The organism is Corallococcus llansteffanensis, assembly GCF_003612055.1.
Lineage (GTDB): Bacteria > Myxococcota > Myxococcia > Myxococcales > Myxococcaceae > Corallococcus > Corallococcus llansteffanensis.
Genome location: NZ_RAWB01000627.1, coordinates 1 through 5,450 on the forward strand (window position 1 = coordinate 1; position 5,450 = coordinate 5,450).

Consider the following 5,450-nt stretch of genomic DNA (forward strand, 5'->3'; position numbering starts at 1 on the left):
GGGCCCGCACTCCTGCCACGCTCCGTCTGGTGTGCCCTCGCACTCATCGTGTGGACGGGCTGTACCGGCGTGGTGGGCGGATCGCCTGACTCGCCCGTGGAGCCCTCGGGCTCGCCGGACGCCGGCTGTGAGGAGCCCACCGCGTCGGGTGACCCCGACGCAGGCGAGAAGAACGACTTGCTCGCCCCCAGCCGGCTGCTGCGGCGCGCGTCGCTCGCGCTGCGGGGCACGCCTCCCACGGATGAGGAGTTCACCGCGCTCGAGGCCGCGGGCGACGACATCGCGCAGCGGGCCTTCGTGGATGCCTTCGTCGACCAGACGCTCGGGCAGCCCACCTTCTACCGGACGATGTTCGAGCAGGCGCGCGACTGGTTCAACATCCCACTCACCCCGCGCACCGCCGACGCGCCGGAGTACGGGGTGCAGCAGCAGCGGGCCCTCCAGCAGTGCGCGGCGGGCAAGGCGAAGGCCGGCGCCTGGAAGTACTTCCGCGGCGACGACCTCGCCTGCGACGGCGTGAAGACGGATGGCACACCCGTCGAGGAGACCGCGCTGGAGCCGTGGTGGGCCCCCGGGACGACGGTGACGCTGGTGGGCGTCGCGGCCAATACGGCGACCCAGGGCACCATCAGCGTCAGCGGCCACCCCGTGGCCGTCACCTGCGCCGCGGTGGGCCCGGAGGGTACCTGCGGCTGTGGCCCGAACGCCGTGCGCTGCCACGCCGACTTCCAGCAGTACGTCGGCTTCGAGAACTACCTGCACTACAACGAGCACGGCCAGCGGCGGCTCGTCTCCGAGGAGCCCGCCCGCCTCTTCGCCCACCTCGCGTGGCACGACCGGCCGGTGACGGACCTCATCCTCGGCACCTACTCCGTCGCGCCCACCAACCTCCAGGCCGCGTATGTGATGCAGGGGCTCGCGGGCGGCGCGGCGGCCCTCCTCGACGATGACTCCTGGTGGCGGCCGTCGCGCTTCTCCGGTGCGGCGGTGGACCCCGAACACGCGCCGTCGGATCCGCTCGCCTGGCGCGAGTACCAGGTCCCCGCGCGCAACCCCTTCCTCCTCGCCGAGCGCGAATACCGCTTCGATCCGCGCACCCAGGCCGGCCCGTCCCGGGGCATCCCCGCCGCGGGCATGCTCACCAGCATGGGCTTCCTCACGGGCTACCCGCGCGAGCGCGTGCGCGGCGCCCGGGCGCTGGAGACGCTGGCGTGCGAGGTCCTCTCCCCGCCCCTGGGCCAGAAGTTCAACGAGTACCGCCGCGACCCTGGCACGGAAGGGCCGTGCCAGCACTGCCACAGCCGGCTCGACCCCGCGGCCATCCACTTCAAGCGCTTCGCGAAGGCGGGCTCGGCGTTCGAGGGCTATGGCGCGAAGTACCTGATGCCGGGCGTGGGCACCGAGTGGCACTGGCCCGAGCGGTGGCGCACGGGGGCGTACCCCTACGGCGGCGACCCGTTCAGCCACTGGAACCGGTGGTACGCGCCCGACACGAAGATGACACCCGTCACCGAGGCCCAGGCGCAGCTGAACCCCGAGGCGATCTTCCTCGACTTCCTCCCGCCGGAGCAGACGCTGCTCGGACAGCAGGGGGATGGGACGGTCGGCCCGCTCGGCTTCGCCAAGCTCATCGTCGCGGCGGGCGCGTTCGACCGCTGCGTCGTGCGGCACCTCCATGCGCAGGTGCTGGGCCGCGACATCGACCCGGCCCGGGAGGCCGGCTACCTGGACGAACAGGTGGCGCGCTTCCTCGCGGGAGGCCGCAAGGTCCGCCCTTTCGTCAAATCACTCACCCAGTCCAACCTGTTCCGGCGGGGGCGCTGACATGAAGCACTTCACACTCCTCCTGCTCGCGCTTCCCGTGGCGTTCGCGTGCGGCAGGGACGGCACCGCGTCCGAACTCCCAGCCGGCGCCCGCGCGCAAGACCAGGCCGCCTGCGGCACGCCGGCCAGCGCCGAGACCCTGCGCATCATGGAGGGCCTCAAGCCGCACTGCGAGGGCTGCCATGCGCAGGGCGCGCGCGGGTACTTCGCCTCCGCGAACGCGTTCCAGAGCCTCCTGGTGTCCGACGCCCGGCTGGTGAAGGCCGGCAGCCCTGATGACAGCGAGCTGATCCGGCTGCTGGAGGGCCGGGGCAGCGCCGCGTTCAAGCAGATGCCCATCGGGGAGAAGTCCTACGCGCAGCTCGTCTCCGACGGCACGGCGACGCTGCCGGTGGCGGAGGTCCGCGCGTGGGTCCAGGGGCTCACGACACAGCAGCGTGACGCGCGCCCCGACCCCGCCGCGCCGCGCATTACCCGCCTGAGCGCGACCCAGGCGCAGCGGGCGCTGTACCAGCAGCTGGGCCTCACCCATGAGGACTTCTTCGTCATCGCGAAGGAGTTCGGCATCCCGATGGCGGAGTCCCGCGGTGACGACCTCTACCCACTCCAGCCGCCGGACGCCGTGCCCGCCCCCCGGCAGAACCCCACCGCCGAGCGCTTCTACGGGCTGGGCGGAGGCTCCGTGATGAACCAGACCTCGCCGGACCGGAGCACGTCCCCCACGTTCGCGCTCACGCTGACGCAGGTCTCCCAGCGGTGGTGCCGCCTGTCCCTGGCCAAGGTGGGCAATGTGGCGCTCTTCCCCGCGGGCACGCGGCGCACCGCCGACCCCACGGACGTGAAGGCCACGCTGCGCCGCTGGTCCCTGCACTTCCTGGGGGAGCGCTTCACCGACGCCCAGGTGGACGCGCTCTACGCAGACGTCTTCGTGCCGCTCTCGACACCGACGGACACCGAGCCCGCCTACGTGGGCGTGTGCTCGTACTTCATCCGTCACCCGCATTGGATCTTCTACTGAAGGGGCAACCATGAAGCTCTCTCGTCGCAGGCTGTTCGGGCTGGCCCTCGGGGCCACCCAAATGGGACTCATGGCGCGCTACGGGCTGTCCACGGCTTCGGCCGCGACCGTCCCGGGGCGGCCCACCAAGCTGCTCGGCATCTGGCTGGATGGAGGCCTCCACTGGGAGAGCTTCTTCGCCCCGCTGTCGCGCGCGGGCATCACGAAGTTCATCCCCACCGCCCAGGGCGGCGTCATTCCGTTTGGCTATCTGCCCGAGCAGGTGGAGAACTTCGACCGCTCGCCGGTGGACCTGGATGCACCGGGGCCGGCGCGCAAGCTTCGCGGGCCCATCTACTGGAACTGGGCGGACCCGGCCGACACGCGGGGCCTGAACCCCGTCGTGAACAACCAGCAGATCTACCGCCCCTGGGGCTACGCGTGGGCGGACCCCACGTACAAGCTCTTCGAGAAGGCCTCGCTGCTCGTGGGGGCGGACCAGAACACGGCCGCGCACACGAGCGGCATCGTCGCGAGCATGTGCGGCGTCGCGGGCTCGAGCTTCCGGGCCCCGGCGGTGCAGGCCGTCATCGCCAACGCCATGGCCCGCCGCTTCCCCGACCGGCCCATCCCCAACGTCAGCCTGGGAGGCGAGCTTCCGAACGCGTTCGGGCTGCCCGCGCTGGCGAACCCAACGGTGCTGCGCTCCGCGTCGTCGGTGGAGCCGACGCTGTCCGACAAGCGCGACAGCGCCTGGAAGGGCCTCCGCACGCGCACCGACGTGCCCGACCTCGCCTTCGACGGCTCGCCCCTCCCGGGCACGGTGCCCGCCACGGCGGTGGACGCCGCGCTCCTCAAGGCCCTGCGCGCCGAGCGGGGCGTCTCCTCGAGCGGCACCGACGCGCTGATGGAGCAGCTCTATGAGACCTACAAGGGCGAGAGCCGGACGATCCGCCGCGACATCCTCTCCGTGCTGGGCAACACGCCGTCGTGGGAGCACCTCAAGAACGACGCGCGCTACCCGGTCGACTGGACGGCGTGCATCGGCTACGCGGACGTGTGCGGCCCGGGCACGTCGACGGGCGCCTATGACTTCGCGCTGCGGCTGTTGAAGTCCGACCTGGTGACGTCGGTGAACCTGCGGGCGTCGAGCATCGCCAACTTCTCCTTCGACACCCACAGCGCCAACGGCGTCCAGATGCACGGCAACTACCTGCGCATCGCGCTCGAGATGGTGGGGCGGATGTGCCTGGAGATGAGCCTCACCCCCAGCAAGTCCGACCCGGCCCGTTCCCTGCTGGATGAGACGCTCGTGTATGTCTACAGCGACTTCGGACGGACGTTCCCGAAGCAGGGCAGCGACCACCACCCGGCGACGTGCGCCCTCCTCGTGGGCGGCGGCATCCAGGGCAACCAGATGCTCGGGGGGTACGACGAGACGATGAACGGCTCGCCCATGGGGTCGCCGGTGGCGCTGGTGGAAGAGGACGGACAGCGGACGATGCGGGCCCCGCGCTCGCAGGACATCGCGGCGACGGTGATGAACGCCTTCGGGTTGGCGCCCGGGAAGGACTTCTTCATTCCCGGGGGCTATGGCGTCTACGACGGCGTCGTGAAGGGCTGACCTGCCGCCCCTCGTGGTCCGGCGCGGCGTCCTGCATAGTGCCGGGCCATGGGACGTCGCAGACTCTGGCAGGGGTGGGCAGCCGCGCTCGCCTACTGGACGCTCGCGGGCCTCGTCGCCGCGAGCCAGGCGCACGGCGTGGAGGGCGTGGGCTGGCGGCACGCGCTGCTCACGTCGATGACGGCCCATGCCCTCTGGGTCCCGCTCACCGTCGCCATCCTCCACTTCGGGCTGCGCTTCCCCATCGAGCGGCGGCGCTGGCCGTCGCGGGTCGCGCTCCACGTGGCTGGTGCGCTCGTCGTCGCGCTCATCCGCGCGGCGATCATCTTCACCCTGAACCCCTGGGTGGGCTGGTACGCGCAGCGCCCCGCGTTCCCGGAAGTGCTCACGCACGCGCTCCTCTCCAACCCCTTCATCTATCTGTCCGTGCTCGTCGTGGCGAACGCCGTCCACTACGCGGACCAGCTCAAGCTTCGGGACACGCAGCTTGCCCGCGCGCAGCTGCACGCGCTCAAGGCGCAGCTCCATCCCCACTTCCTCTTCAACACGCTGAACTCCATCGCCGCGCTCGTGCATCGCGATCCCCACGGGAGCGAGCGGATGATCTCCCAGCTGAGCGACCTGCTCCGGAGCACGCTCGACGCCGCGGGCACGGAGGAGGTGTCGCTCCAGGAGGAGCTGCGCTCGCTGCAGCCCTACCTGGACATCCAGGGGGTGCGCTTCGCCGACCGGCTCACGGTGAAGCAGGACATCGCGCAGGAGGCGCTCACGGCCCACGTCCCCCACCTGGTGCTCCAGCCCCTCGTGGAGAACGCCATCCAGCACGGCATCGCACCGGGCACCGAGCCCGGGACGGTGACGCTGGTCGCGCGGCGCGCGGGCCCCGAGCTCCACCTGGAGGTCCGGGACGACGGCATCGGCCTCAAGGAGAGTCCGGCGGACGTCTCCCGGGGCACGGGAGGGGGCCGGGGGCTGCGCATCACCCGCGAGCGCCTCCAGCAGCTC

The 5,450-nt window shown here is 71.5% G+C and carries 4 protein-coding genes; all 4 read left to right on the forward strand.

Going from position 1 to position 5,450, the window contains the following annotated elements; genetic code table 11:
- A partial coding sequence (locus D7V93_RS36750) for a hypothetical protein (RefSeq protein WP_120647788.1) occupies positions 1–1,824 on the forward strand: 1,824 nt, incomplete at its 5' end.
- A gap of 1 nt (position 1,825) precedes the next feature.
- Positions 1,826–2,842 carry a hypothetical protein gene (locus D7V93_RS36755; protein ID WP_120647789.1) on the forward strand — a complete coding sequence of 339 codons (1,017 nt, stop codon included), beginning with the start codon at positions 1,826–1,828 and terminating at the stop codon, positions 2,840–2,842.
- Positions 2,843–2,852: 10 nt separating this feature from the next.
- Positions 2,853–4,445: a DUF1501 domain-containing protein gene (locus D7V93_RS36760; RefSeq protein ID WP_120647790.1), complete on the forward strand. Its 1,593-nt coding sequence runs from the start codon at positions 2,853–2,855 to the stop codon at positions 4,443–4,445.
- Positions 4,446–4,493: 48 nt separating this feature from the next.
- The coding region (locus D7V93_RS36765) for a sensor histidine kinase (protein WP_120647791.1) at positions 4,494–5,450 on the forward strand (957 nt) is incomplete at its 3' end.